Consider the following 23,828-nt stretch of genomic DNA (forward strand, 5'->3'; position numbering starts at 1 on the left):
TTACTGGGCGGCTAGTTGAGAGATTTGCTCGGCGTTGAGGACACCGTCATAGGTGCGGACGTCGTCCACGGTTCCCGGCCAGTAGCCGGCGAAGACGCCCGCGGTCTTGGCCCGGCCGAGCTGCAGCGGGCCGGTGGCGTTCCACGCGCTTACGTGGTCGGCGATGGTGCTGGTCGACAGGCGGCCGTTGACGTAGACGCGCAGCTCGCCCTGGAGCGGGTCATAGACCCCGGCCACATGGGTCCACTCCATCGGCGCGGGTACGGCGTCGGACCGCGTGCGCACCAGCGCGGCGGTGTCGGTGTCGGCGGCGGCCATGCCGAGCACCCACCGCCCCTGCTCCTTGTCGAAGCCGAGCTGGAAACCGCTGGCCCGGGTGCCGGATTGGGAGACGGCGGCGGCGTCGCGGGTCGGCAGGTAGTCGAGCTGCGTCCAGACCGCGACGGTGAACCCGGCCTTGGTGTTGACGGCGGGCGCGCCGGCCTGCGCGTGGCCGTTGACCCCGTCGAGCGCCAGGCCGCCGTCCAGCCAGCCCTCACCCCAGGTCGCGGCGCCGGCCAGTGTCGCGGCCGTGCCCTTGCCGGAGGAGTCGGCGGCGGTGGTGCCGGACTCCTCGTCCAGCTTCCAGTGCCCGACCAGCGTCGCGGCGCTGTTCACCAGGTCGGCGACCTCGTCGGCGAACATGGCCCGCCCATAGACGCGGACCTCGTCGAGGTCGCCGGGCCAGAATTCGGCCGCCGCCCCGTTGACCGTCCCCCTGCCGATGGCCAGCGCCCCGGTCGCGTCCCATGGCTGGGTGAACGGGACCGTCGACTCCAGCCGTCCGTTGACGTACAGGGACAGCTCCCTGGCCGCCGCGTCGTACACGCCGGTGAGATGGGTCCACTCGCCGAGCCTCGGCGCCGCCGCCGACAGCGCGCGCACGCTCTGCGCCCCGTCGGCGTCCGCGACGGTACGGCTCAGCGCCCAGCGGTCGTCGGCCTTGGAGTACTGCAGCGCGAAGCCGCCGGCCCGGGTACCGCCCTGGCTGACCGCTGTCGCGGTGGCGTTCGCGCTGGTCAGCCGGGCCCAGGCGGTGACGGTGAAGTTGCCCTGGGTGGACACGACGGGGCCGTTGGTCTGCGCCTGGCCGCTCACTCCGTCCAGCCGCAGGCCCAGTCCGGTCCTGCCGGTCGTCCAGGTGGCCTGGCCGGACAGGGTGGCGTGGTGGGCGTTCGTACGGTCGGCGGCCACCGTGCCCTGGCCCTCGTCGAGTGCCCAATGGCCGTCGGGGCCGGTGCCCGCGTTGACGTTGAACAGGTAGGTGCGGATCGGGCCCTGCTGTCCGGCGCGGTCCTTGCTGCGTACCGACAGCACGTTGGGGCCGTCATGCCGCGGGGTCAGCTGGATCGTCGCCGTGCCGTCCGCCTGGCCGGCCGCGACCTCCGTCTTCGGCGTGGTGTCGAGCCCGTAGACGTAGGTGGCGACGTCGGAGACGCCGTTGGGGGTGAAGGTGAAGGAGCCGGCCCGGCCGACGCCGTCGTTCCAGCCGCCCTCGGGGTACTGCGACGACGTCACGCCCGGCTCCTTGCCGGGAGCGGAGGCGTCGACCGTGGCCTCGCACCAGGGGCCCCAGGCGCTGTTGGCCTTGCCGTCCTCGGCGCGGACCCGCCAGCGGATCACCGAACCGTCGGCGTAGGCGCCCGCGGGAACCTGCGCGTAGAAGGCGCTGCCCGTGCTCTGCAGCCCGGTGACGTACTCGCTGACCTTCACACCGGCCGCGGTCCACCACTCGAACCGGCCCTTGACCGAGTTGTCGACGTCACGCAGCTTGGCCCACAGCTTCGGCGTCGTGCCGCCGATGACCGGCCGCGCGTCCCCGGAGACGCAGGCGCCTCCCGGGTCCGACCACATGTCGGCCGCGACGGGCGCGGACGGCAGCGAGTTGTACTCGATCACCAGGCTGGGGTTGTTCTTGAACTTCTTCCAGCCGTAGTTGTCGCCCTCGTCCGTCGCCCTGAGCCCGATGGTGATGTTGGGCCAGCTCTTCGCGGCGGCGTCCACGACCTGGCTGGTGACGTTGAACTCCACGCCGCCGGGCAGGCAGGACGATCCCCAGCCCTTCGCCACGTTCTGGGTGTCGAGGAGCTTGACCCACGTCGGCTGCTTGTTCCAGGTGGTGGCCTTGCTGATGGAGTTGGTGGACCAGGCTTCGACCGGCCGCTTGGTGCACGAGTAGGACCACGTCTCGTACGTCCGCAGCGTCCCCTTGATGATCTGCTTGCCGTGGATGGTCGAGCCGGTGTTCATCTGGAAGAACGACCTGTTGGTCTGCCCGGGGACGTGTCCCGCCCTGGCGACGTCGTTGGCGTTCAGGAAGTTGGAGGTGGGGTTGTTGCTCCAGACGGAGGTCCACGCGCCCCGGGCCGCCGAGAAGAACGGGTCCAGGTAGATGGGATAGCGGGTCGCCGGGTCCTCGATCATGCCGCGATGCGGCTTGAGCAGCAGCTTCTTGCCCACGAGCCGCAGGCCCATCACCTCGTGCCGGGCGTCGGCGGGTGAGCCTTCCCCGGCGGCCAGCGTGCGCGCGGCCGAGGATCCGGAGGAGTCCCACATCATCGGCGGCGAGGCGGTGAAGATCGTGCCGCCGTTCGCGTCGTTGGCTTCGAGGTTGCCGCCTTCGGTGGACTTCATCGACAGGCCGGCGGTCGAGATCGGGAAGCTCAGCTCGGTCAGGGCCTTGTTCTCGGCCGCCGCCCGCGACTTGACCACCAGGAGATGCGAGAAGCCGTCGACGTCCGCCTTCACCTGGAGGTCCACGCCCGGTAGCACTTCGGCGTAGGTCGCGGTGTCACCGCTCAGCGTCGGCTTGGGCAGCTGCCCCGGCCAATTGAGTTCCATTGCCTTGGCGCCGCGGGCCATCCGGGCGAGCGGCGCGCCGCCCCCGCCGGAGAAGCGGAGATCCACCGATGTGGCGATCGGGGCGATCGACCCGTCCGGCTGAAACCGGAGTGCCGCGTCCGCGGCCACCCAGCCGCCTGCCTTGCGGACGCGTACCGGCCGCGCGTACTGCTCCAGGAGGAGGGTGCCGCCCGGCTGGGCGAAGACCTGGCGCGTCTCGGTGCGCATCGACTCCACCTCGACCGGCCGGCCGTCCCGGCGGGCCAGGGCGAGAGCGGATTTCTCCGCCGGGGTCCCCGCGTTCGTGCTCTGTTCTCGGAGAACGGTGTCCGTGCTCTTCTGTCGCGCGCTGGCGACGGCATCCAGATGATCAAGGGGCCCTGCCACTACCGCCCCTGCCAACATCACCACGACCAGACCACGAACTACGCGCATCCACCCTCGCCGCTGCCGAGCCGGAGACGCCACGCAGGTCAGGCCCGCCCGGCGACGCCGCGATCTTCAATTGACGATCGGATTGTCACCCGCGATAGAGGATTCGTCTAGATCTTTCGGCGGATTTCATCAAGAACTACACGATGTCCGAAAATAATCGCCAACTCAGGCGTCGACGGGCAGCGGGGCCGCGGCCGGGTTCACCCGGCTGACGATCTGATCCAGCACGATGCGTACGTAAGGCTCGCCCACCCACAGGTGCTTGGCCCCGTCGACCCCGATGACCTCGGCCTGCGGCACCCGCGCGAAGCGCCGCCTGGCCTCCTCGGGCCGCAGGTAGTCGTCGAACTCCGGCACCAGCGCCACCAGCGGCCGGCCGAATTCGGCCCACGCGTCCAGGTCCTCGTCCGTGGCCCGATGCAGCGGCGGCGAGAGGAGGATGGCGCCCTCCACGAGCGGGTCGCGGGCCCATTTCAGCGTCAGCTCGGTGCCGAACGACCAGCCGACCGCCCACACGTGCGGCAGGTCGTGGTATTCGGCGTACTCCAGCGCCGCCGCCACATCGAACCGCTCCCCCTCCCCTCCGTCGAAGGTGCCGGAGGAGGTGCCACGCTCGGAGGAGGTGCCGCGCGTGTTGAAGCGGAGCACGGCCAGGTCGGCCAGGGCGGGCAGGCGGTTGGCCGCCTTCTTGAAGACGTGGCTGTCCATGAACCCGCCGTGGGTGGGCAGGGGATGGAAGGTGACGAGTGTCGCCACAGGGGGCCGGTCGAGGGGCAGGGCCAGCTCCCCGACCAGGGTCTGGCCGTCGGCCGTGTGCAACTCGATCGGCTCTCGCCGGGCGGGCAGCACCGTCGCCGCGCGAATCTCCAAGGTCGGTCCCTTCAGTGTGATCTTGCCCCTTGGGGCGGGGGCTGGGGGCGGGGACGGGGCCGCTCAGTAGCGGCTGCGGCCGGGGCCGCGATCCAGTCTCTTTCGCCAGCAGGCCGGATGCCAATGGCGACGCTCGTCGTCGCCGCCGCTCCAGCTCGGCCAGGCCACCAGGTGCGGCTGGCCGCCGCGGATCTCCTGGTCGCAGCCGGGGCAACGGTAGTCCTTGGTCGAGGAGGAGCCGGTGAGCATGCGGACTTTCCACTCGCCGTCCGGCCATTCCTCCACCCGCTCCATGCCCCCGGGCAGGCCGAGCGGGCGCGAGGACTCCCTGCGGCGGGCGCGGCGCGGGCTCATGGCTCCGCCCGTACGAATGGCTCCGCCCGTACGAATGGCTCCGCCCGTACGAATGGCTCCGCCCGAACGGACATCTCGCCGGCCCCCGCACCCCTTGGGCCGGGGGCGACCACTCCCACCATCGCGAACGCCATGCGTCCAGTTTTCCAGAGCCGGTAGGGTTGGCCGTCATGCGGCTGGTCATCGCGCGATGCAGCGTGGATTACATCGGACGGCTCACGGCTCACCTGCCGATGGCGCCGAGGCTCATTCTCATCAAGGCGGACGGCAGCGTGTCCATCCACGCCGACGACCGGGCTTTCAAGCCGCTCAACTGGATGAACCCGCCGTGCAAGCTCAAGGAGGACGGCCAGACCTGGACCGTCACCCACGGCAAGTCCGGCGAGAAGCTGGTCCTGACGATGGACGAGGTCCTCCACGACTCCAGTCACGAGCTCGGCGTCGACCCCGGTCTGATCAAGGACGGCGTCGAGGCGCACCTTCAGGAGTTGCTCGCCGAGCACATCACGACGCTGGGCCCCGGCTACACGCTGGTCCGCCGCGAGTACATGACGGCGATCGGCCCGGTCGACATCCTGTGCCGCGACGCGGTCGGCGCGACGGTGGCGGTCGAGATCAAGCGCCGCGGTGAGATCGACGGCGTCGAGCAGCTGACCCGCTATCTGGAGCTGCTCAACCGCGACCCGCTGCTGACCCCGGTCCGCGGCGTCTTCGCCGCCCAGGAGATCAAGCCCCAGGCCCGCGTGCTGGCCACCGACCGGGGCATCCACTGCGTCACGCTCGACTACGACGCGCTGCGCGGGATCGAACCGGAGAACCCCACGCTCTTCTGATACACACCACGTTCCTGTGTTGACATGTCACGACTAGACATTCTAGTTTTGACCTATCAAGATTGGAGCGTGATATGACGACGCCCTTCTACCTGAGCGGTAACCTCGCCCCCGTCTCCGACGAGACCGAGGCCCACGACCTCCCCGTCTCCGGCGCCCTGCCCACCGAGTTGACCGGGCGATATTTCCGTAACGGACCCAATCCAAAGCCGGGCTTCGACCCCGGCCACTGGTTCGGCGGAGCGGGCATGCTGCATGGCGTACGGATCGACCGGGGCCGGGCGGAGTGGTACCGAAACCGGTGGGTTCGCACCAAGAAGTTCACCGACGACGCGCCCTTCATCGGCGAGCGCGGCGTCGACCTGGCCGCCGTCACGGCCAACACCTCCGTGATCAGGCACGCCGACCGGATCTTCGCGCTCGTCGAGAACGGCCTGCCGTACGAGATGACGCCGGAGCTGGCCACGGTCGGCCCGTGCGACTTCGGCGGGCGGCTGACCACGGCCATGACCGCGCATCCCAAGGAGGACCCGGCCACCGGCGAGCTGCACTTCTTCGGCTACGGCTACGCCCCGCCGTATGTCACCTACCACCGCCTGTCGGCGGGCGGCGAGCTGGTGGAGAGCCGGGAGATCGAGGTGCCGAAGTCGACGATGATGCACGACTTCGCCGTCACCGAGCACTACCTGGTCTGGCTCGACCTGCCCTTCGTGTTCGAGGCCGGGCGCGCGGGCGGCATGCCGTACGCCTGGGAGGACGGATACGGCGCCCGGATCGGCGTGACGCCCAGGCAGGGCGGCCCGACCCAGTGGTTCGAGGTCGACCCGTGCTACGTCTTCCACGTCGGCAACGCGTGGGAGGACGCGGACGGCCGGATCGTGCTCAACGGCGCCCGCTACTCGCGGGAGTCCTTCACCCGGGTCTGGGCCCGCATCGGCAACACCGGGGACCCGGCCAGGCATGCGGCCACGATCGGCGGCGCGACACTGCACCAGTGGACGCTCGACCCGGCGTCCGGCCTGGTCAAGGAGGAGGCGCTCGACGACCGGGGCATCGAGTTCCCCACGTTCGCCGACGACCTGCTGGGCCGCCCCAGCCGCTACCTGTACACGGTGGGCGAGAACTCTAACTCCATCGTCAAGTACGACCACCAGACCGACACCGCTCAGGTCAGGATGACCGGCGACGACACGGGCGAGGCGGTGTTCGTGGCGGCCGAGGGGGCGCGGGCCGAGGACGAGGGCTGGCTGCTGTCGGTGGTCACCACGGGCGGCAGCTCCGAGCTGCTGGTGCTCGACGCGAGCGACCTTTCGGACGTGGCCTCGATCCGGCTGCCCCAGCGCGTCCCGGCCGGCTTCCACGGGACGTGGCTGGCGGAGGGCTGAGCCATGGACCTCGCACTCGTCGCGGACCCGGCCGTCATCGAGCTGGCCGGTGAGGTGCTGGCCAGGGCGTTCCACGATGACCCGGTGGTCAGGTGGCTGCTGCCGGACGATCCGGGCACGGCGCTGATGTTCACCACGCTCGCCCGCTACAGCCACGCGATCACCGAGGCCGCCTACGACGCCGAGGGCGCGATGGCGGGGGCCGCGCTCTGGGATCCGCCGGGTCACCAGCCGGACGAGGCCGGCCTCTCCGGCTTCGTCGAGGCCATGGGCGAGCGGGTGTCGTACGGCTTGGTGCTGGAGGAGACGTTCGCCGCGCACCGGCCCGCCGAGCCGCACTGGTACCTGGCGCAGATCGGCACGCTGCCCGAAGTGCGGGGCCGCGGCGTGGGCGGGGCGCTGCTGCGAACCGGTCTGGCCCGATGCACCGGGCTGCCCGTCTACCTGGAGTGCAGCAAGGAGTCCAACGTGCCGCTCTACGAGAAGTACGGATTCCACGTCACCGAAGAGTTCCGGCTCCCCGACGGGCCACTCGTGTGGGGCATGTGGCGGGCGGCGTCCTGAGCTGGTAAGTGACGGCTTACCGGTCTAGGGTGACGCCATGACCACGCTGACGTTCGACTCACTGAACCCGGCTACCGGCGAGGTCGTCGGAAGTCACCCCAAGCAGTCCGCCGAGGGCGTACGCGATGCCGTCGGCCGGGCCGAGCAGGCCGCGACCTGGTGGGCCGGGCTGGCCCCCGCCGAGCGCAGGCGCCGCCTGCTCGACTACAAGGCCGTGCTCACCCAGCACCTCCGGGAGCTGGCCGGGCTCGTGCACGAAGAGACGGGCAAGCCGGTCGGCGACGCCACGCTGGAGATGGTGCTGGCGATCACGCACCTCGACTGGGCGGCCCGCAACGCGGCCAAGGTCCTGGGGCGGCGCCGCGTCTCGACCGGGATGATCGGCCTCAACCTGGCCGCCACGCTCGAATACCTGCCGCTGGGCGTGGTCGGCGTGATCGGGCCGTGGAACTACCCGGTCTTCACGCCGATGGGCTCGATCGCGTACGCGCTCGCGGCCGGCAACGCGGTCGTCTTCAAGCCCAGCGAGCTCACCCCCGGCGTCGGGGTACGTCTGGCGGAGCTGTTCGCCGAGTCGGTGCCGGAGCAGCCGGTGTTCCAGACCGTGACCGGGCTCGGGGAGACGGGCGCGCTGCTGGCGAAGGACCCGCGGGTCAAGAAGGTGGCGTTCACCGGCTCGACCGCCACGGCCAAGCGGGTCATGGCGGCCTGCGCCGAGAACCTGACGCCGATCGTGGCCGAGTGCGGCGGCAAGGACGCGTTCATCGTCGACGCCGACGCCGACCTGAAGGCCGCCGCCGACGCCTGTCTGTGGGGGGCGATGTCCAACGCCGGGCAGACGTGCGTGGGTGTCGAGCGGGTGTACGTCGTGGACGCGGTCTATGAAACTTTCATGCGCGAGCTGTCGGGCCGGGTCGCCACGGTCAAAGCCGGCGAGGACTACGGGCCGATCACCATGCCGGGCCAGCTGGACATCATCCGGCGCCACATCGACGACGCCACCAAGTCCGGAAAAGTCGTGACAGGTGGCCCCGGCTCGGTGCGTGCGCCGTACGTCGACCCGGTGATCGTCGAGGACGTGCCGGAGGACTCCCCCGCGGTGCGCGAGGAGACGTTCGGCCCGACGATCACCGTACGGCGCACCCGCGACGCGCGGGAGGCGCTGGAGCTGGCCAACGCCTCCGCATATGGGCTGGCCGGCACGGTCTTCTCCGGCAACGCGCGCCGGGCGACGGAGCTGGCCCGGCTGATGCGTACCGGGATGACGGCCGTCAACTCGGTCATCTCGTTCGCCGGAGTGCCCGCGCTGCCGTTCGGCGGAATCGGCGATTCCGGCTTCGGGCGCATCCACGGGGCCGACGGGTTGCGGGAGTTCGCCAGGCCCAAAGCGATCAGCCGTCAACGCTTCGCGATGCCCGGCATGAACCTGACTTCGTTCAGCAGAGCCCCCGCTGAGCTTGAGCGGCTGATCAGGCTTGTCACGTTCTTGCACGGCCGACGTAAGAGATAAAGTATATGCTCTTTCCCAAAACGGATCATCCGTCCATAATTGTGTGCTCTGGGGGCCACGATCATGTTGGACGGGTGGAATGTGAACCGGTCTTACCGGGGAATGTCGGCTGAGCAAAGGCTGGCGGACAGACGCGAGCGGCTGATGACAGCCGCCTACACGCTATACGCGAAGCCAGGTTTCGTGGCTACGACCATCGAAAGGCTGTGCTCGGAGGCCCGGATCTCGAACCGCGCCTTCTACGAATGTTTCGGCGGCCGTGAGGAACTTCTTCAGGCGCTGCACGAGCGGTGCGCGGAGGAAACCCTCGCCGTTGTGGCCAAGGCGTTACAAGAGGCGCCTGCGACCCTGGACGACAGGATGCAGGCCGGGATTCGCGCGTATATCGAGTTCTCCACGGCCGACTGGCGTCGCGCCCGCATCATGCACCTTGAGGTACGCAGGTCGGGCGACATTCTGACCGCTTCCCGGCAGCGGGCCGTCGACTCCTTCGCCCGCCTTGTCGAGGAGGCGGCGGCGGAATTCCCTCTGGGCGCCGAACCGAATCGACGCCTGGTGGCGCTCGGGGTTATTGGAGCGCTACAAGAGCTGCTCATCGAATGGCTGCTGTCGGAGGAGCCGCCGTCCATCGACGAACTGGTCGGTGTGGCCGTACACATCTTCGGCAGATCCCTCGGTTCGCCGTGAGGCGCTGATTACGGTTCGTGTTTATCTGGCGATCTGGTAAGGAGATAATCACCAAGCTAAAGGGTGATATCTGAGTTCCAGAAACTACTACCGCGTGTGGGAGTATGGCCGCGGAAAAGAGGGCGAGCAGCGGCTGATCGCTGCTCGCCCCTATATATCGCGACATCCCGGCGCACTCCCGAGCACCCGCCGGGCGCCGCTTCAGGCCACCGCGGCTGCCTGAATCTCTACCCGCAGGACCCGATTCAGCCGGGTCACCGCCAAGACCCGCATGATCCGCGGTGGCACCCCCCGAAGAACGAGGTGGCGTTGCACGCTGAGCGCGCGCCGATGCGTGCCCACGAGCACTCCGAGACCGGTGGCGTCGATCATCTCCAGCTTGGAGAGGTCGAGGATCAGATCGCCCTCGCCGGAGTCGACCGCGTCGTGCAGACGTTCCCGCACCCCCGCCGACGTGCCCGCGTCGAGCCGCGCTCCGATCCGCACCACCTGGGCCTTGGGATTGCCCCGGACGCGCATGCCACCTCCTCAGTCACGCCGCACACCTCACGCGGCGTATTCATACCCTTCCGCAGGGCGTCCGCCGAGGTGAACCCGGCACCGTCCCCCTACCCACGCAGCGGAAGTGACACAACCGCCCGCAGAAGGAACTCTCCATCGCCTGTGGGACGGGCCGTCACCTTGCCGCCGATGTCCGCCAGCCGCTCCCCCATGCCCGTCAGGCCACTGCCCAGGTCGGACACCTGATGGCGGACCACTCCGTCGTTGCGCACGCTCAGCTCCGCCTCCTCCTCGGTGAAGCGGAGGGTGATCTCGCAGAAAGAGGCCGTACTGTGCTTGAGCACGTTCGTCGCCGCCTCGCGGACCGCGTAGGCGAACACGGGCGCCACGCCGCCGGGCGGCTCGCGGTAGGGCAGCAGCAGCTCGCAGCGGACGCCGGCCGCTTCGAGTACGCCTTTCACGCTATTCAGCTCAGCGCTCAGGTCAAGTTCGCGATAGCCGCGCACCGCCTGGCGCAGCTCCCGCAGCGCCGTCCTGGTCAGGGTGTTCACCGCCACCATCTCCGCCTTCGCGGCGACGGCGTCGGCGGCCGACAGCCGTACGGCCAGCTCGGTCTTGACCGCGATGGCCGAGAGCTGGTGCCCCACGAGATCGTGCAGGTCCCTGGCGAAGCGCAGCCGCTCCTCCGCGACCGCCAGCCGGGTGTGCGCCTCCCTGCCCTCGTGAGCCTGTACGGCGAGCGTGTAGATCCACGCCCAGAACCGGTTGGACGGCGGCAGCAGGGCGCACATGATCGCGTAGACGAGTCCCAGGGCGACGACCGCCCCATCGTCGTACGGAACGAGGATCGACACGAGGGGCTGTCCCATGAGGAGGGTGACGACGCCCAGCCCGGTGCCGACCGCGGCCGTACCCACTGCCAGGCCCACAGCCGCCCACACGCGGATATTGATCAGGGCCACGGACACCCAGGCCAGCAGCCCGAAGCCCCATCCGAACGGGTCGGCGCCCCCCAACACCGCGGCGAGGACGGCGAGAGCGCCGGCCGCCACCACCTCTCTCGTGAGGTAGCGGCGCTCCAGGACGGCGCGGGTGATGCGCAGGAAGAGCCAGGTGAAGACGATCAAGGCGATCATCGCGGGCACGATGCGCAGCCAGGAGAGCGTGCCGGTGGCGAGGCCGCCGAGGGTCGCCAGGGCGATGCCGACCCACGTCATCACGATCATGGAGTTCAGCACGCACAGGGAGATGCGCCGCGCCCGCCTGATCGCATCCATCTATTTCGCGTCCACCTGTTTCGGGTCCATCTATTTCGCGCGCAGCACGTCGCCGAGCTTGACCCTGGCCCCGGTCCGCAGCACCGCCCGCTCGTACACCTTCGCGCCGAAGGACAGCACCCCCGCCACGGCGAGCACCATCAGCACCGTGGACAGCCCGATCTCCCAGAGCGGCACGTCGGCGGCGGCCATCCGCACCGGCATGACCATCGAGGAGAACGGCGGCACGAGCGAGGCGACCTTGGCCAGCGTCCCGGTGGGGTCGGTGGTGGCGTAGAAGGCCCCGAAGTAGGTCACCATGATCAGCATGGTCAGGGGCGACATCACGTTGCTCACCTCCTCCTGCCGGGAGACCAGTGAGCTGAGCGCGGCCGCGAGCGTGGCGAAGAAGGCGTAGCCGAGCACGAACCAGAGCAGTACCCCCGCCACGATCCCCGGCAGGCCGGGCGGGAAGTCCACCGCGATGCCCGAGACGAGCGAGGCCGACACACCGACCACCAGAATCGTGACGAGGTTGATCAGGCCGAGCGCGCCCAGACCGATGATCTTGCCGGCGAGCAGCTGCCACGGCCGGACCGAGGTGAGCAGGATCTCCACGATCCGGCTGCCCTTCTCCTCCACCACTCCCATGGCGACCATCATGACCTGTCCGATGATCAGCATGAAGAGCACGAGGACGAGCACCACGGCGATCCCGGTCCTGGCGGCCTGGTAGCGGGTGTCGGCACCCACGGACACCATCTGGAGCGGCGGGATCGACACGCCTGCGGCGCCCAGCTTGAGCTCCCGGTTGGTGCTCTGCAGCAGCACGCCCAGCTCGGACTCGATCTCACCGTCGGTGAGCACCTTGGCGTTGTTCACCAGCGCCACGTCCACATCGCCGTCGAGCACCGCCTTCTTGGCCGCCGCCTCGTCGGGGAACGTGCGCCACTCGAACTCCGCCTCCGGCAGGGCCGCCTTGAGCGGCAGTTGCTGGGAGTTCACAGTGCCGATCTTGTACGAATCAGGGCGGTCCAGGACCTTCGGCGCGAACGCCACCGCGCCCACCAGTACGGCGGTGATGAGCAGTCCGATGACGAAGGCCTTCGTCCGGATATGGGTGGTGATCTCGCGCCTCGCCACCAGCATCACGCTGTTCACGCCACGGCCTCCTTGAAGATCTCGGTCAGGGTCGGCTGTTCGGCGCCGAAGTGCTCGACCTGCCCGGCCTTCATGGCGCGGCGCAGGATCTCCTGGCCATCCCCGTCGGTGGTGAGCAGCACATGCCGATCGCCGGTGACTGTGACGGTGCCCGGCAGGCCGTCGGCCCACCCGGGCGCCGGGTCGCGCACCACGACGCGGAGCGTACGGCTCTCCGCCGCCCGCAGATCGCCGACCGTACCGCTGGCCACCATCCGGCCCGCTGACACGATGCCGACCGAGTCGCACAGCCGCTCCACCAGCTCCAGCTGATGGCTCGAGAAGATCACCGGTACGCCCCCGCGACACCGCTCCTGCAACACCGTGGCCAGCGCGTCCACCGCGATCGGGTCGAGCCCGGAGAACGGCTCGTCGAGCACCAGCACCTCGGGATCGTGCACCAGCGCCACCGCGAGCTGCACGCGCTGCTGGTTGCCCAGCGACAGCGCCTCGACCGCGTCACCCCGGCGCTCGGTCAGGCCCAGCCGCTCCAGCAGGTCGTCGGCCGCCGTCCTGGCCGCCGCGGCGTCCATGCCGTGCAACCGGCCGAAGTACTCGACCTGCTCGGCGACCCGCATCTTCTGGTACAGCCCCCGCTCCTCGGGCATGTAGCCGAACCGCCGCCGGTCGTTGTACTCCAGCGGCCGGCCCTGCCAGCCGACCGAGCCTTCATCGGGCTGCAGCACACCCATGACGATCCGCATGGTGGTCGTCTTGCCGGCGCCGTTCGCGCCGACGAACCCGAACATCTCGCCCGCCCGTACGGCGAAGCTGATCCCGTCGAGGGCCACCTTGCCCTCCGGCGCGTCCGGCCCACCGGCGAAGCGCTTACGCAGCTCGCTGATCTCGAGCATCAGATCCTCTCCTTTGTCATGCAAGCCATCGTCTCGGGCGGCGCCGCACGCTGGTAGTCGTGCAAATCACCGACGCCGTATGCGCCCCGCGTCCGTTCCGGGTGACTTTTGTCATTACGCTGACCTCATGACGCGTGCCGACAAGGACAAGCCGGTCGTCCTCTCCCGGATCTACACCCGCACCGGAGACGACGGCACGACCACGCTGAGCGACATGAGCCGCACCGCCAAGACCGACCTCCGCCTGGCGGCCTACGCGGACGTGGAGGAGGCGAACGCCCATCTGGGCCTGGCCATGTCGCACGGCACGCTGCCGATGGACCTGACGGCGGTGCTGATCCGCGTCCAGAACGAGCTCTTCGACGTGGGCGCCGATCTGGCGACGCCGGTCACGGACAATCCGGAGTTCCCGCCGTTGAGGGTCGAGCAGTCCTACATCGACTGGCTGGAGGCGCGGTGCGATGAGTTCAACGAGCAGCTCAAGCCACTGCGCAGCTTCATCCTCCCCGGCGGCGACCCGTCGATAGCCGGGCTGCACGTGGCAAGGGTCACCGTCCGGCGCGCGGAACGTACGACGTGGGCGGCGCTGGAAGCGCACGAGGACATGAACCCGCTGACGGCCAGATACCTCAACCGCCTGTCAGACCTGCTGTTCATCCTGTGCAGAGTCGCCCACGCGGGCGGCGAGATCCTCTGGAAGCCAGGCGGCACCCGCTAACTCCCTTTAGGGACCTCAGCCCCCACGGGCCGCGTTCTTCTGCTCCCCCGGAGGGGGTATCCCTCCCAAGGGACCTCAACCACCACGGACCGTCGCAAAGACCGAAACGGTCGCGTGACGAACCCCGCCGGAGCCTAGGCGACGTCCAGATAAGCGCTCGGCGGCGCGGACTCAAGCCAGGCGAGAAACCCGGTCAGCGCATCCGCACTCATCGCCAGCGAGATGTCCCGCGTGGTGCCAGAGCAGTCCACCGCGAAGAACCCACTGTCCAACTCCCGCCGCGAGGAAACGACGAGGCCCCGCCTCGCGATAGCGTGGCGGGGCCTGAGTCGCAGACCTATGAGCGGGATCCAATGGAGCTCCCCGTCGGCGTAGCGGGCTACCCCGCGCTGCCAGCCGTGGTCTCCCACGCGCAGGCGGCAGGGCACACTCCCCCGGGAGCGGGCCACCAGGAGCCCGCGCAACACCACCAGGACGGCGACCAGCAGCACACAGATGAGAACCGTCGCTACCAAGCCGCCCCCTTGCATCAAACCCGCTTCAAAAAACTAGACCTCAAGGATCTAGACCTCAAAGGATCTAGACCTCTTCGCCGGCCGCACGCAGCCGGGCCTTGGCACGCTTGGCCTCGACGGCCGCGTCGGCGTCCGCCTGGTCGGCCTCGATCGAGGCCTGCGCCCGTTCGAGAGCGTCACGGGCCGCCGCGATGTCGACCTCCGAGCCGAGCTCGGCGACCTCGGCGAGCACGGACACCTCGTCGTCGGCCACGGAGATGAATCCGCCGTGGACCGCCGCGACCAGGTCGCCCTTGCCCTCCCGCTTCACGCGCAGCACGCCGCCCTCGACGAGGACGCCGAGCACAGGTGCGTGTTGCGGCATAATACCGATCTCGCCGTCCACGGTCTTGGCAATCACCATGTCGGCCTCGCCCGACCAGATCTCACGCTCGGGCGAGACAACGCCTACTCGTAGCTTCGCCACGTAGGCTCCTTTCCGGACAGGAGTGGGGGTACGGCTCGCGCCATACCCCCACCACGGGCGATCAGCGCTCGAGTTCCTTGGCCTTGGCGATGGCCTGGTCGATGCCGCCCACCATGAAGAACGCCTGCTCGGGCAGGTGGTCGTACTCGCCGGCGCACAGGCCCTTGAAGGAGCGGATGGTCTCCTCCAGCGGCACGTTCTCGCCGGGCTGGCCGGTGAACGCCTCGGCGGCGTACATCGGGTGCGACAGGAACCGCTCGATACGGCGGGCCCGCTGGACGGTCACCTTGTCCTCTTCCGACAGTTCGTCGATACCGAGGATGGCGATGATGTCCTGGAGCTCGCGGTACTTCTGCAGGATCCGCTTGGTCTCCTGGGCCACCGCGTAGTGCTCCTCGCCCACGATCTGCGGGTCGAGGATGCGGGAGTTGGAGTCGAGCGGGTCCACCGCGGGGTAGATGCCCTTCTCCGAGATCGGCCGGGAGAGCACGGTCTGCGCGTCGAGGTGCGCGAACGCGTTGTGCGGGGCCGGGTCGGTGATGTCGTCGGCGGGCACGTAGATCGCCTGCATGGAGGTGATCGAGTGACCACGCGTCGAGGTGATGCGCTCCTGGAGCACACCCATCTCGTCGGCCAGCGTGGGCTGGTAACCCACGGCCGACGGCATACGGCCGAGGAGCGTGGACACCTCGGAGCCGGCCTGCGTGAAGCGGAAGATGTTGTCGATGAAGAGCAGCACGTCCTGCTTCTGCACGTCGCGGAAGTACTCCGCCATCGTCAGCGCCGACAGGGCGACCCGCAGACGGGTGCCCGGCGGCTCGTCCATCTGACCGAAGACGAGCGCGGTGTCCTTGAGGACGTCCGCCTCTTCCATCTCCAGCCAGAGGTCGTTGCCCTCACGGGTGCGCTCGCCGACGCCGGCGAACACCGAGGTGCCACCGAAGTTGCGGGCGACCCGGCGGATCATCTCCTGGATGAGGACGGTCTTGCCCACACCCGCGCCGCCGAACAGGCCGATCTTGCCACCCTGTACGTACGGCGTGAGCAGGTCGATGACCTTGATGCCCGTGACGAGCAGCTCGGTGCGCGACTCGAGCTGGTCGAACGGCGGCGACGGCCGGTGGATGCCCCACTTCTCGTTGATCTTGAGAGAAGCGGTCGGCACGTCCAGCGACTCGCCGAGCGTGTTCCACACGTGACCCTTGACGACGTCGCCGACGGGCACCGAGATCGGCAGGCCGGTGTCCGTGACGGCCGCACCCCGGACCACACCGTCGGTGGGCTGCATGGAGATGGCCCGGACGATGTTGTCACCGAGGTGCTGGGCGACCTCGAGGGTCAGCAGCTTGGTGTCCTCACCGAGGGTTACATCGATGGTCAGCGCATTGTAGATGTCGGGCATCGCCTCGACGGGGAACTCCACGTCGACGACGGGCCCTGTGACCCGAGCCACGCGGCCGACACCGGCCGCGGGGGTCTCAACGGTCTCAACAGCCTCTGCAGTCATTTCACTCTTTCCCCGCTGCGGCGTCAGCGAGCGCGTTGGCGCCACCGACGATCTCGCTGATTTCCTGGGTGATCTCCGCCTGACGAGCCTGGTTCATCTGCATGGTGAACACGCGGATCAGCTCGTTGGCGTTGTCCGTGGCGGACTTCATCGCGCGGCGACGCGCGGCCTCCTCTGAAGCCGCCGACTCCAGCAGCGCCGTGAAGATGCGGGACTCCACGTAACGCGGCAGCAGCGACTCGAGTACGTCGGCCGCGGTGGGCTCGAACTCGAAGTAGGGCGGGATCGCGTCGCTCTCGCTCGCCTCGGTCTCCTCGACCTCCAGCGGCAGGATGCGCTTGACCACGACGTTCTGCGTGAGCATCGAGACGAACTCGGTCGAGACGATGTGGATCTCGTCGATCCCGTTCTCGTCCTTGAACGACTCGATCAGCAGCTCGGCGATCTCCTTGGCGTCGCTGTAGGCGGGCTTCCTGGAGAAGCCGACCCACTGCCCGCCCATCGTCCGGTTGCGGAAGGAGTGCCAGGTGACACCCTTACGGCCGGTGACGAACGGGATGACCTCCAGGCCGCGGGTCTTCAGCAGTCCGCGCAGGGCCTCGGCCTCGCGCAGGACGTTGGCGTTGAAGCCGCCGCAGAACCCACTGTCGCTGGTGACGACGAGCACGCCCGCCTTGGTGGGATTGTCCTTCGCCACGGTCAGCGGATGGTCGACGCTCGCCGCGTTGCTGACGACGCCGGTGACGGCGCGAGTGATCTCACGCTCGTACGGCAGCGCCGCCTGCATCCGCATCTGCGCCTTCACGATCCGCGAAGAGGCGATGAGCTCCTGAGCGCGGGTGATCTTGGCGGTCGACTTGACCGACTTGATCCGCCGCCGCAGCAGCCTTAGCTGGGCACCCATGGGCTACTTCTTCTCCGCCGAGCGGACGACCTTGCGAATCTTCTCCTGGCCGACCTCGCCCTCTTCGAGCGGTGCGACCGGCTCGTCCTTGACCAGGAGCTCGCCGGAGAAGGTGGTGAAGGACTTCTTGAACTCCGTGATGGCGTCCTTGAGCACGGTCACCGTGTCGTCCAGCAGATCGTTGGTCTCACGGATGCTGTCGAAGACACCCTTGTGCTTGCTCTGCAGGTAGTCCAGGAACTCCGACTCGAAGCGGCGGATGTCCTCGACCGGCACCTCGTCGAGCTCACCGGTGGTGCCGGCCCAGACCGACACGACCTCGCGCTCGACCGAGAACGGCGAGTACTGGGCCTGCTTGAGCAGCTCGGTCAGGCGCTGACCGCGCTCCAGCTGAGCCTTGGACGCCGCGTCGAGGTCGGACGCGAAGGCCGCGAAGGCCTCCAGGTCGCGATACTGCGACAGCGACAGACGCAGCGTGCCCGCGACCTTCCGCATCGCCTTGATCTGCGCCGAGCCACCGACTCGCGAGACCGAGATACCGACGTTGATGGCGGGGCGGATACCGGCGTTGAAGTAGTCGGTCTCCAGGAAGCACTGCCCGTCGGTGATGGAGATGACGTTGGTCGGGATGAACGCCGAGACGTCGTTACCCTTGGTCTCGATGATCGGCAGACCGGTCATCGACCCCGCGCCCATGTCGTTGGAGAGCTTGGCGCAGCGCTCCAGCAGGCGGGAGTGGAGGTAGAAGACGTCGCCCGGGAAGGCCTCACGGCCCGGCGGACGGCGCAGCAGCAGCGAGACCGCGCGGTAGGCGTCGGCCTGCTTGGTCAGGTCGTCGAAGACGATGAGAACGTGCTTGCCCTGGTACATCCAGTGCTGCCCGATGGCGGAACCGGTGTAGGGCGAAATGTACTTGTAGCCCGCGGGGTCGGACGCCGGGGCGGCGACGATCGTGGTGTACTCGAGCGCGCCCGCCTCCTCGAGGCGAGCCCGCACCTGGGCGATCGTCGAGCCCTTCTGGCCGACCGCGACGTAGACGCAGCGCACCTGCTTGTCCGGGTCACCGGACGCCCAGTTCTCGCGCTGGTTGATGATGGTGTCCACGGCGATCGCGGTCTTGCCGGTGCCACGGTCACCGATGATCAGCTGACGCTGGCCACGGCCGATCGGCGTCATGGCGTCGATCGCCTTGATGCCGGTCTGCAGCGGCTGCTTCACCGGCTGCCGCTGGACGACCGAGGGGGCCTGGAGTTCGAGGGCGCGCAGGCCCTCGGACTCGATGGCGCCCTTGCCGTCGAGCGGGTTGCCGAGGGGGTCGACCACGCGGCCGAGGAAGCCATCGCCGACGGGCACGGACAGGACCTCGCCCGTCCGGCGGACCGTCTGGCCCTCCTCGATGCTGCTGAAGTCGCCCAGGACCACGACACCGATCTCGCGGGTGTCGAGGTTGAGTGCCAGGCCGCGCGTGCCGTCCTCGAACTCGAGCAGCTCGTTCGCCATCGCCGAGGGAAGGCCGGAGACATGGGCGATGCCGTCGCCACAGTCGACGACGGTCCCGATCTCCTCGCGCGCGGCGCCTTCCGGTTCGTACGCCTGGACGAAGCGCTCAAGCGCGTCCCGGATCTCGTCCGGCCGGATCGTAAGCTCCGCCATCTCTTCTCTGTCTCCTCTATCGCCCTAGCCGGCCAACCGGCGGCGGACTTCTTCGATTCGTCCCACAATGGTGGTGTCGATGATCTCGTCGCCGATGCGGACCGAGAAACCACCGAGCACTCGGGGATCCACTTCGACGTTGACGTGCACGTCGCGACCGTAAGAGGTGCGCAGCCACGCCGTGAGACGCTGCTTCTGCTCCCCGGTCAGCTCGACCGCGGTGCGCACCGTCGCGACGAGGCGCTGGCGCTGCTGCGCCACCAGCCGGCTGAACTCCTCCAGGCCTGCCTCCAGGCTACGCCCACGAGGATGCACGACCACCTGCGTGATCAGACGCAGGCTGGTGGGGGCGGCACGGCCACCGAGCAGGTCCTGCAGCAGCTGCCGCTTGCCCTCCTCGGGAGCGGCCGCGTCGGTGAGGGCCAGGCGGAGCTCGAGGTTGGCGGCGACGATCCGGCCGAAGCGGAAGAGCTCGTCCTCCACGTCGTCCAGCTTGCCCTGCGCCTCGGCCTCCGCGGCCGCGGCGACGACGCCGAGCCGTTCGAGCACGTCGGCCAGGTCTCCGGCGCGCGACCACTTGACCTCGACCGCGGCCTCGGCCGTGGCGAGCGCGGCCGCGCTGACCTTGCCATCGAGCAGATTCCGGATGACCTGCGCCTTCTGAGCACCGGGCCGGGCCGGGTCCGACAGGGCCCGGCGCAGTCCGTGCTCACGGTCCAGCAGGTCCGCGATCGCGTTGAGGTCCTCGGCCAGCCGGCCCAGGTCCGCCGAGCCCGCCACAGCGTTGAACCGCTCCTCGACCACGGCGAGCGAGTCTTTGCTGAGGCCCCTCATCTGGTCGCTCACCGCACCGCCTGCGCGTCCGAGCGCTCCAGCTCGTCGAGGAACCGGTCGATGACGCGGCTCTGCCGGGCCTCGTCCTCCAGGGACTCACCAACGATGCGGCCGGCCAGGTCGGTCGACAGCCGGCCGATCTCGGTACGGAGCTGGGCGAAGGCCGCCTGCCGGTCCGCCTCGATCTGGGCGTGCGCCGCCTCGACGAGACGGCGGGCCTCGGCCTGCGCCTCCTCGCGGAGCTCTGCCCGGATCTCCGCGGCCTGCTCGCGAGCCTCCTCACGGAGACGAGCCGCTTCCTGCCTGGCCTCGGCCAGCTGTTCGCGGTACTGCTTCTGCAGGTTCAGGGCCTCGGCCTGAGCCTCTTCCGCTCGCTTTATGCCGCCTTCGATAGCTTCGGTACGCTCGGCCAGCGTCGTCTGAATACGCGGGACGAGCAGCTTACCGACTACGAAGAGGACGACGAGGAACGAGAAGATACCGACGACGAGCTCGAATGTGTGCGGGATGAGGGGGTTGGACCCCTCCTCCGCGGCCAGGAGCGTAGCTGCCTTGATCATGGATGCAGCCTTTCGTCAGAAGGGGTGATCAGGAGGCGCCGATGTTCTGGAAGATGAACGGCGCGACCAGACCGAGCAGGGCCAGGGCCTCGGTGAGGACGAAGCCGAGGAGCATGTTCTGGCGGATCAGGCCGTAGGCCTCGGGCTGGCGCGCGATGGCCTGCACGCCCTGACCGAAGATGATGCCGACGCCGATGCCGGGGCCGATGGCGGCAAGACCGTAACCGATGGCGGTGACGTTGCCGGAGACCTCAGCGAGAACGCTCATTGCTGTATTCCTTTACTGGACGGCCGGTGAAGCGGTGTCTCCACCGGTCATGGATATTCCGGTATGGATGGTTCTCAGTGCTCGGGGTGAAGTGCGTTGCCGATGTACATCGAGGCCAGCATGGCGAACAGGAACGCCTGCAGGAACTGGATGAAGATCTCGAAGCCGGTGAAGATGATGGTCATGATCACGCCGATGACGCCGACGGGGGCGCCCAGCGGGGTCAGCTTCTCGAACAGGAACCAGAAGCCCACCATGCTGAAGAACGCGAGGAGCATGTGGCCCGCGAACATGTTCGCGAACAGTCGGACCGCATGCGTGAACGGCGCGATGATCAGGTTCGACAGGAACTCGATCGGCGACAGCAGGATGTAGATCGGCTTGGGCAGTCCCGGCGGGAACATCATGTTCTTGAAGTAGCCGATCGCGCCCTGGTGCTTGACGCCCAGGTAGACCTTCAGCACGTAGATCGAGATCGCGAGCACGGCCGGGAAGGCGATGTGCGAGGCCACGGGGAACTGGAGCAGCGGGACGACGCCCATGATGTTCCACACGAACACCAGGAAGAACAGCGTCAGCAGCAGGCCCATCCACCGGTCGGCGTCCTTGCCCAGGAAGGGCCGGGCGACCTGGTCGCGGACGAACATGTAGCCGTATTCGGCCACGTTCTGAACGCCCCGTGGCACGATCTTCGGGCTGGCGAAGGCTGCCCAGCAGAAGCCGATCACGATGATCGAGCTGAGGATCGCGAGAAGAACCGGCTTGGTGAACCAGTCCACCCCGGGAATGATGGGGGCGAAATTGAACAGTTCATCAGGCGACGGCGCCTTGAACTGATCGTCGGCGAGGACCGTCAGCGCACTCACGCGGCGTTCCCTTCAACGTCGTAGCGGATCACAAGGGTTTCCTCAGCGAAGTGGTCGCGCCGTGCGGCTAGCGACCGTACTTGCGGTAGACCAGGTACACGGACAGTACGATCCCCAGGACGACGCCTATAGGGAAGAACGCGGACGTGTCGAGCCAACGGTCCAGCAACCAGCCGCCGCCGCCGTAGATCGCCATCCCGGCGAGCAGGTAGCTGGGGATCGACCATGCGGCGTTGGCGAAGTCCTGACCGTCGTCTTCCGGTCGGCGTTCCTGTTCGCTCATCGCGGGGCCGACGATAGCAGGCAAGTAGAGGACTAGTCATATCGGACCCCATCCCTTTACCAGCCTCATGGGCCACCGTTCCCCGGGACCTTGGCTTCGGGGTCGACATAAAGCATTTTTGTCTTCATGAACGCCCGGACCTCGAAAGCCGTCCAGACGAGCGTGCATACCACGACGGACCAGGCGAAAGCCCTGTTGTTCCACGCCGTGGTGTCGCCGAAGGCCGCCAGCATCGCCATGATGGCGATGACTTTGATGAGATAGCTCACCATCGCGACGATGGCCATGATTTGCGGGGACACTCGGGCCGCGTAGGAGACGGCCACCACGCTGATGCTGAAGAAGACACCGACGAGCGCCGCGCCGATGGCCGCGCCCAGCGCTCCCTTCGCTCCCGACAGGAGCAGGGCCACGACCACGGCGACCACCCCAACCGCGAGGGTGGGGATCGCGGCACTCTTGAGTACGCGCACGTCGTTGGCCTGCATCGGTGCTCCAGTAAGCATGTTATCAAGCGAGCGTTTGCTACCCCCAAAGCCGGTGCATTGGGGGCCCCTGCTCGTGAAAGATATCACAAGCTCACTGAAGACCGCTTTTACCTGCCGTTTCTAGTTCGCGATCATGAACGGCCTGGAACGGCAGGAATGACCGGTTTCGCCGCGGCGCTCGCCCGCTCCTGCGACGGACCCGGCGGCGGTCCGACGGGCGGCGGGACCTGCCGCCTGACCTCGGCTTCCGGCACGATCGGCGGCATGGGGCCCGTGGGCGGGCCGTCGTCGTCGGACCTGCCGCGGGAGTGGAGGCCGCCCCTGCCCCGCCAGCGTGGCGCGGCCATCAGGACCAGCACACCGAGCGCGAGCAGGATGACCACCGGGAACAGCAGGATGGGCACACCGATCGTGGACAGCGCGACGATGCCGAACGCGAACAGGAACGTCCACGCGTACATGATCAGCACGGTGCGGCGGTGGGAGTGGCCGATGTCGAGCAGGCGATGGTGCAGGTGACCGCGGTCGGGCGCGAACGGCGACATGCCGTGCGAGGTGCGCCGCACGACGGCGGTGATCAGGTCGATGAGCGGGAGCACCAGCACCGCGGCGGGCACGAGCAGCGGCAGCAGCACCGGCACCCGGTTCATGCCCTCGATGACCGACGGGTCGACCGGCGTCACGGTGACGATCGAGGAGGCGAGCACGAGCCCGATGAGCATCGCCCCGGTGTCGCCCATGAAGATCTTCGCGGGATGGAAGTTGTGCGGCAGGAATCCCAGGCAGCAGCCGATGAGGATGGCGGCGATGGCCGCCGTGGTGGCGATGCGGTCGCCGCTGATGCTCTGTTTGAGGAAGATCGAGTAGGCCCAGGTGGCCATGCCCGCGATGCAGACGATGCCCGCCGCCAAGCCGTCGAGGCCGTCGACGAAGTTGACCGCGTTGATCGCCACCACCACGACCATGATCGTGATGACGGTGCTCAGTGTGTAGTCGAGGCTGGTGGAGCCGCCCCAGTCCTTGGGCAGCGGGATGTAGGTGAGCCGCAGGCCGAACCAGACGAGCACGCCGGCGGCCGCGATCTGGCCGGCCAGCTTGATGAAGGCGTCCATGCCCCACCAGTCGTCGAGGAACCCCGTCAACGTGATGAGGCCGCCCGAGATGATCAACGCCATCACCGGGTTGCCCTCGGCCTCGCTCAGCACCTTGCCGGTGTTGGTCAGCTCGCTGGCCACCAGCAGCCCGACGACCAGCCCGCCGTACATGGCCAGACCGCCCAGTCTCGGCGTCGGCGTGGTGTGCACGTCGCGTTCGCGGACCTCGGGCATGGCGCCGATGCGGATGGCGAAGCGGCGCACCAGCGGGACGAGCAGATACGTCACCGCTGCCGCAATGAGCGCCATGAACAGGTATTCGCGCACGGACCTAGTTTCCTGG

General features: G+C 68.4%; 25 protein-coding genes. 6 read left to right on the plus strand and 19 right to left on the minus strand.

Annotated elements, in window-relative coordinates; genetic code table 11:
• The 3 genes from AB0B64_RS50920 to AB0B64_RS50930 form a co-directional block, all read right to left on the minus strand.
• Window positions 1-3,108 carry a LamG-like jellyroll fold domain-containing protein gene (locus AB0B64_RS50920; protein WP_358197199.1) on the minus strand — a complete coding sequence of 1,036 codons (3,108 nt, stop codon included), beginning with the start codon at window positions 3,106-3,108 and terminating at the stop codon, window positions 1-3.
• Between the two features lie 372 nt (window positions 3,109-3,480).
• Window positions 3,481-4,185, minus strand: a complete 705-nt coding sequence (locus AB0B64_RS50925) for an alpha/beta fold hydrolase (protein WP_357942699.1) — start codon at window positions 4,183-4,185, stop codon at window positions 3,481-3,483.
• Window positions 4,186-4,248: 63 nt separating this feature from the next.
• The gene (locus AB0B64_RS50930) at window positions 4,249-4,539 is read right to left on the minus strand and encodes an ATP/GTP-binding protein (protein WP_357942697.1); all 291 of its coding nucleotides are present in this window, start codon (window positions 4,537-4,539) and stop codon (window positions 4,249-4,251) included.
• A gap of 170 nt (window positions 4,540-4,709) precedes the next feature.
• Between AB0B64_RS50930 and nucS the strand changes: the two genes are divergently transcribed.
• The 5 genes from nucS (at window position 4,710) to AB0B64_RS50955 (ending at window position 9,518) form a co-directional block, all read left to right on the plus strand.
• The gene (gene nucS / locus AB0B64_RS50935; protein ID WP_357942695.1) at window positions 4,710-5,372 is read left to right on the plus strand and encodes an endonuclease NucS; all 663 of its coding nucleotides are present in this window, start codon (window positions 4,710-4,712) and stop codon (window positions 5,370-5,372) included.
• Window positions 5,373-5,446: 74 nt separating this feature from the next.
• Window positions 5,447-6,757, plus strand: a complete 1,311-nt coding sequence (locus AB0B64_RS50940) for a carotenoid oxygenase family protein (protein WP_357942693.1) — start codon at window positions 5,447-5,449, stop codon at window positions 6,755-6,757.
• Window positions 6,758-6,760: 3 nt separating this feature from the next.
• Complete coding sequence (locus AB0B64_RS50945) at window positions 6,761-7,321, plus strand: GNAT family N-acetyltransferase (protein WP_358197200.1); 561 nt, start codon at window positions 6,761-6,763, stop codon at window positions 7,319-7,321.
• A 37-nt stretch (window positions 7,322-7,358) separates the two neighbouring features.
• On the plus strand, window positions 7,359-8,831 hold the full coding sequence (locus AB0B64_RS50950; RefSeq protein ID WP_358197201.1) for an aldehyde dehydrogenase family protein: 1,473 nt from the start codon (window positions 7,359-7,361) through the stop codon (window positions 8,829-8,831).
• A 63-nt stretch (window positions 8,832-8,894) separates the two neighbouring features.
• Window positions 8,895-9,518: a TetR/AcrR family transcriptional regulator gene (locus AB0B64_RS50955; protein WP_357942688.1), complete on the plus strand. Its 624-nt coding sequence runs from the start codon at window positions 8,895-8,897 to the stop codon at window positions 9,516-9,518.
• Window positions 9,519-9,719: 201 nt separating this feature from the next.
• Here AB0B64_RS50955 and AB0B64_RS50960 read toward each other — a convergent pair whose 3' ends face one another.
• The 4 genes from AB0B64_RS50960 to AB0B64_RS50975 form a co-directional block, all read right to left on the minus strand.
• Window positions 9,720-10,037 (minus strand): STAS domain-containing protein, encoded by a 318-nt coding sequence (locus tag AB0B64_RS50960; RefSeq protein ID WP_357942686.1) that lies wholly within the window; start codon window positions 10,035-10,037, stop codon window positions 9,720-9,722.
• Window positions 10,038-10,126: 89 nt separating this feature from the next.
• Window positions 10,127-11,296: a histidine kinase gene (locus AB0B64_RS50965; protein ID WP_358197202.1), complete on the minus strand. Its 1,170-nt coding sequence runs from the start codon at window positions 11,294-11,296 to the stop codon at window positions 10,127-10,129.
• A gap of 30 nt (window positions 11,297-11,326) precedes the next feature.
• The gene (locus tag AB0B64_RS50970; protein WP_358197203.1) at window positions 11,327-12,436 is read right to left on the minus strand and encodes an ABC transporter permease; all 1,110 of its coding nucleotides are present in this window, start codon (window positions 12,434-12,436) and stop codon (window positions 11,327-11,329) included.
• Complete coding sequence (locus AB0B64_RS50975; protein ID WP_358197204.1) at window positions 12,433-13,329, minus strand: ATP-binding cassette domain-containing protein; 897 nt, start codon at window positions 13,327-13,329, stop codon at window positions 12,433-12,435. The genes AB0B64_RS50970 and AB0B64_RS50975 overlap by 4 nt, the downstream gene beginning before the upstream one ends.
• Before the next feature lie 127 nt (window positions 13,330-13,456).
• On the opposite strand from AB0B64_RS50975, the gene AB0B64_RS50980 reads away from it, so the two are divergent.
• Window positions 13,457-14,047, plus strand: a complete 591-nt coding sequence (locus AB0B64_RS50980; protein ID WP_357942678.1) for a cob(I)yrinic acid a,c-diamide adenosyltransferase — start codon at window positions 13,457-13,459, stop codon at window positions 14,045-14,047.
• Window positions 14,048-14,181: 134 nt separating this feature from the next.
• Here AB0B64_RS50980 and AB0B64_RS50985 read toward each other — a convergent pair whose 3' ends face one another.
• The 12 genes from AB0B64_RS50985 to AB0B64_RS51040 form a co-directional block, all read right to left on the minus strand.
• Window positions 14,182-14,562: a DUF2550 domain-containing protein gene (locus tag AB0B64_RS50985; RefSeq protein ID WP_357942676.1), complete on the minus strand. Its 381-nt coding sequence runs from the start codon at window positions 14,560-14,562 to the stop codon at window positions 14,182-14,184.
• A gap of 64 nt (window positions 14,563-14,626) precedes the next feature.
• Entirely contained in the window at window positions 14,627-15,028 is a 402-nt protein-coding gene (locus tag AB0B64_RS50990) for a F0F1 ATP synthase subunit epsilon (RefSeq protein WP_225290371.1), read from the minus strand.
• Window positions 15,029-15,089: 61 nt separating this feature from the next.
• Complete coding sequence (gene atpD, locus AB0B64_RS50995; RefSeq protein WP_357942674.1) at window positions 15,090-16,535, minus strand: F0F1 ATP synthase subunit beta; 1,446 nt, start codon at window positions 16,533-16,535, stop codon at window positions 15,090-15,092.
• Between the two features lies 1 nt (window position 16,536).
• Window positions 16,537-17,439, minus strand: a complete 903-nt coding sequence (locus AB0B64_RS51000; protein WP_357942672.1) for a F0F1 ATP synthase subunit gamma — start codon at window positions 17,437-17,439, stop codon at window positions 16,537-16,539.
• A 3-nt stretch (window positions 17,440-17,442) separates the two neighbouring features.
• Entirely contained in the window at window positions 17,443-19,092 is a 1,650-nt protein-coding gene (gene atpA / locus AB0B64_RS51005; RefSeq protein WP_357942670.1) for a F0F1 ATP synthase subunit alpha, read from the minus strand.
• Between the two features lie 24 nt (window positions 19,093-19,116).
• The gene (locus tag AB0B64_RS51010) at window positions 19,117-19,938 is read right to left on the minus strand and encodes a F0F1 ATP synthase subunit delta (RefSeq protein WP_357942668.1); all 822 of its coding nucleotides are present in this window, start codon (window positions 19,936-19,938) and stop codon (window positions 19,117-19,119) included.
• A complete protein-coding gene (locus tag AB0B64_RS51015; protein WP_357942666.1) occupies window positions 19,935-20,486 on the minus strand; it encodes a F0F1 ATP synthase subunit B in 552 nt (183 codons plus the stop codon). Before AB0B64_RS51015 ends, AB0B64_RS51010 begins: the two co-directional genes overlap by 4 nt.
• A 28-nt stretch (window positions 20,487-20,514) precedes the next feature.
• Entirely contained in the window at window positions 20,515-20,754 is a 240-nt protein-coding gene (atpE, locus tag AB0B64_RS51020; RefSeq protein WP_357942664.1) for an ATP synthase F0 subunit C, read from the minus strand.
• Window positions 20,755-20,828: 74 nt separating this feature from the next.
• Window positions 20,829-21,620 carry a F0F1 ATP synthase subunit A gene (atpB, locus tag AB0B64_RS51025; RefSeq protein WP_357942662.1) on the minus strand — a complete coding sequence of 264 codons (792 nt, stop codon included), beginning with the start codon at window positions 21,618-21,620 and terminating at the stop codon, window positions 20,829-20,831.
• A gap of 67 nt (window positions 21,621-21,687) precedes the next feature.
• The gene (locus tag AB0B64_RS51030; RefSeq protein WP_214641702.1) at window positions 21,688-21,903 is read right to left on the minus strand and encodes an AtpZ/AtpI family protein; all 216 of its coding nucleotides are present in this window, start codon (window positions 21,901-21,903) and stop codon (window positions 21,688-21,690) included.
• A gap of 65 nt (window positions 21,904-21,968) precedes the next feature.
• Entirely contained in the window at window positions 21,969-22,391 is a 423-nt protein-coding gene (locus AB0B64_RS51035) for a hypothetical protein (RefSeq protein ID WP_357942660.1), read from the minus strand.
• Window positions 22,392-22,522: 131 nt separating this feature from the next.
• Window positions 22,523-23,812 (minus strand): MraY family glycosyltransferase, encoded by a 1,290-nt coding sequence (locus tag AB0B64_RS51040; RefSeq protein WP_357942658.1) that lies wholly within the window; start codon window positions 23,810-23,812, stop codon window positions 22,523-22,525.
• Between the last annotated feature and the right edge of the window lie 16 nt (window positions 23,813-23,828).

The sequence above is a fragment of the Nonomuraea sp. NPDC049129 genome (assembly GCF_040648495.1).
In the GTDB taxonomy this organism is placed as follows: Bacteria; Actinomycetota; Actinomycetes; order Streptosporangiales; family Streptosporangiaceae; genus Nonomuraea.